We start from the raw sequence: 3584 nt of genomic DNA, 5'->3' as shown, positions 1-3584 counted from the left end.
GTCAGCTGCGACACAACAAATTAGCAGTTCGATGGAAGAAGTTTCTGGAAATGCGGAACACTTAGCAACTTTAGCAGAAGATTTAAGCCAAACGGTTAATCAATTTAAACTATAGAAACAAGAAAACCGCCAGTTAGAAGAGAGGAGTTCCTCTCTTCTAACTGGCTGTTTTTTATTTTGAGTAAACGATAATCGGGTATGGTAAAATAAGCTAACTAAGAGGAAAAAAGGACACGGATGGATTAAATTAAAAGAAAAGAGGGGGAATTCATAATGAAAGCCAAACAACTTTGGGAGCGATTTATAGAAGAGAATCCAGAATATAGAAATGAAACATATGTAGCTTGGCAATACGGCGTCGTACCTGATGAATTAGCTGATTTAACGGTGCGTGGAATAAAGACAGCTACTTCTTCAGCTTACGAATGTTATAGCTTAGAAGACGAAGCGTTACCTAAGATAGGTGAATGGAGCATCATTTTAGATAGCAAAGATGATGCTAGATGCCTTACCCGAACTACAGCTGTATCAATCGTGCCATATAATGAAGTGACGAGTGAGCATGCCTTTAAAGAGGGAGAAGGAGATCGCTCATTAGCATATTGGAAAGATGTACATAAAGAGTTTTATTCAAAAGTGTACGAAAAAAATGGTTTAGAATTTAACGAGAGAATTCCAGTTGTCTGTGAAGAGTTTAGAGTAGTGTACAAATGAACTTAATAAGAAGAAAGAATTTCAGTAAGAAGTTGGCGGAATTTCTCGCGATTTTCTTCTGTGAAAGGCTTTGGTCCTTTGGTTCTTTTTCCGCTTTTTCTGATCATAGCACTAAGGTAACGATCTTGTAGCAGCTGATCAATATTGTCCATGGTGTATCTGTATCCACTATGATGGATAACAACTGCTCCTTTAGCTAAAGCTAATGAAGCTAGTCCGTAATCTTGAGTAACGAGCAAATCCTTTTTTTTAATGAGGCGAATAATACGATAGTCAGCAGCCTCGGCTCCATTATCGACGTAGATAGTCTCGACACCTTTTGGTTGTTCAACAGTCGAAAAATGAGAAATACTTGTTACGAGAGTAACGGGTATTTCTTTTGCCGTTCCCTCTGAGATGATGACATCTTTTACGGGGCAAGCATCTGCATCAATATAGATAGTCATTTTTTGTGGTGTTTCCATCAGTCACAGTCCTTTCATTAGTATAAAAAACACTTACTGCTCATTTTACTACATCTCATTCTACAAGAAATATACAAGAGGTGCAAAAAGAATTAGCGAACAATTAAGTAAAAGAATAAAAAAGTTATCCCCACTAGTTTAGTTTCTAGTGGGGATAACTTTTTCGAATCAAACACATTATTCTGCTTTTTCGCCAATTACTTCTGGTTCAGCAGCTTCGTCAGTTGTTTCCTCTTCAAGAGCAACAGGTTGAGCTACAATTACAACGGTCTCATCTTGTTCATCTAAAACAGTAACAGATTTATCTACTTTAATATCTGCAACAGTTAAAGAATCACCAATAGTTAATGTGCTCACGTCAAGTACATATTCAGCAGGAATATGTGTAGGTGTTGTTTCAATTTCTAATTCATTTAATGTTTGTGAAACCATTCCTAATTTAACTTTTTCAGTGCCTTCAAGAATAATTGGAACAGTAACCGTAAGTTTTTGTCCTTTTTCTATTGCTTGAAGTTCTACATCTAAAACTTGAACTTTAATTGCGGAACTTTGATAATGTTTAATGATTACTTGTTTAGGTTTCTCACCATCCACAACAACATCAAAAATACCGTTTTTACCTAATTTTTTTAATACTTCAATAAAATCTTTTTCGTTAAGTAAGATTGAAGTAGCGTCTCCACCTTTGTTATAAACAACAGCTGGAATATTATGTTCTTTTCTGTACCTCTTAGCCGAAGCCGTTCCAATTTCTGATCTTAATTCTGCATTTACTTTCATACATTTTTTCCCCTCTCGTATTAGCTTAGTATAGATGGTTTACACAATCTTTCTGAATCTAAAAAAAAGAAAAAATAGGAAACTAAGCGTTGAAATATCGTACAATAAACATTATACCAGATATCTTTAATACGACCTAACGAAACGGTTTCAACCTATTTCATTCAATGGATTTCGCTCAATAATCATTGCTATACCAATGCCACCACCGACACATAAAGAAGCCAGACCAAGACGAGATTTATTTTTCAATAACTGATGAACTAGACTAACGACAATTCTTGATCCTGAAGCACCTATTGGATGACCTAATGCTATAGCACCCCCGTTAGCGTTCACTTTAAATGTATCTAATGCTAAGTCTTTTGAAACGGCAACGCTTTGAGCCGCAAAAGCTTCATTTAATTCAATAGAATCAATTTCTTCTAGCGATAAATGTGTTTTCTTTAAGACTTTTTTAATGGCTTGGTAAGGTGCATATCCCATAATGGAAGGATCGATACCAACTTCTGCATATCCTTTGATAGTTGCCAAGTAAGGGAGTTCCAATTGCTCTGCTAATGATTTTTTCATTAGAACAAGAGCAGCAGCTCCATCATTTATGCCGGATGAATTACCAGCAGTTACGGATCCATCTTCTTTAAATGCAGGTTTTAATTTGGATAAGCTTTCTAATGTAGTTGACTCGCGAATAAACTCGTCGTCACTAAATAATTGCTCATTTCTTTTGGAGTCTTTAATAGGAACAGATACAATTTCTTTTGTAAATACGCCATTATTTTTAGCAGTAGCGGCTCTCTTTTGAGATTCTAATGCAAATTCATCTTGGGCAGCTCTTGAAATTCCATATTGGTCTGCAACTTTTTCTGCAGTTAATCCCATAGGTAACTGGCTAAAAGCATCTGAAAGGCCATCATGCATGAGGCTATCTATCATTCGATCGTCACCGGCTTTTTTCCCCCAACGATGTGTATTTAAAAGGTAAGGAGCTTGTGACATGTTTTCTGTACCACCAACAACGATAACATCAGCATCCCCTAATTGGATAGCTTGGCTACCGAGTATAATAGACTTTAATCCAGAACCGCAAACCTCGTTAATAGTCATACCTGGTGTTGTATAAGGGATGTCAGAATGAACGGCAATTTGTCGAGCTGGATTTTGGCCCGAACCTGCCTGTAAAACATTGCCGAAAATAACTTGGTCAACACTGTCAGGAGAAATAGTTGCTCGTTTGAGAGCTTCTTTTGTAACGATTGTTCCTAATTCAACAGCGGATATATGTTTTAAACTGCCTCCAAATTTTCCGATTGGAGTTCTTACAGCACTTACGATAACGACTTCTTCCAAAACATCCATCTCCTTCATGTTGGTTTTTGCGACCTTTTTTAAAGTCACGAACTATCCTCATTGTACGGTATTCTATTTGAGATAACACTTTAAGTTTTTATAAATTTCTTTAGTTTTATAAAGAAGAAACGAGAATATTAAGCTTATCTTTAATTTTAAGTTAACGTCTTGTCTTTTATACGTTTGTGTACTATTCTTTAAAAGAACTATTAAGATTGACAAGTGCAATATGTTTATTGGTATAGTAGCCATTTGCTAGATTTTTATTTCATAATA

General features: G+C 35.9%; 4 protein-coding genes. 1 reads left to right on the top strand and 3 read right to left on the bottom strand.

Features of this window, described 5'->3' with window-relative positions:
• Positions 1-273 precede the first annotated feature (273 nt).
• Positions 274-714 carry an ASCH domain-containing protein gene (locus WBF61_RS05100; protein WP_424254507.1) on the top strand — a complete coding sequence of 147 codons (441 nt, stop codon included), beginning with the start codon at positions 274-276 and terminating at the stop codon, positions 712-714.
• A gap of 2 nt (positions 715-716) precedes the next feature.
• Here WBF61_RS05100 and WBF61_RS05095 read toward each other — a convergent pair whose 3' ends face one another.
• The 3 genes from WBF61_RS05095 to WBF61_RS05085 form a co-directional block, all read right to left on the bottom strand.
• Positions 717-1160: a YaiI/YqxD family protein gene (locus tag WBF61_RS05095; protein ID WP_424254511.1), complete on the bottom strand. Its 444-nt coding sequence runs from the start codon at positions 1158-1160 to the stop codon at positions 717-719.
• Positions 1161-1355: 195 nt separating this feature from the next.
• A complete protein-coding gene (locus WBF61_RS05090) occupies positions 1356-1958 on the bottom strand; it encodes a 50S ribosomal protein L25 (protein ID WP_424254505.1) in 603 nt (200 codons plus the stop codon).
• A gap of 150 nt (positions 1959-2108) precedes the next feature.
• A complete protein-coding gene (locus tag WBF61_RS05085) occupies positions 2109-3308 on the bottom strand; it encodes an acetyl-CoA C-acetyltransferase (protein ID WP_424254509.1) in 1200 nt (399 codons plus the stop codon).
• Positions 3309-3584: the final 276 nt, after the last annotated feature.

It is taken from the genome of Carnobacterium sp., from assembly GCF_049673005.1.
Taxonomy (GTDB): Bacteria; Bacillota; Bacilli; order Lactobacillales; family Carnobacteriaceae; genus Carnobacterium_A.
This window is presented reverse-complemented; position numbering and strand designations above follow the sequence as displayed.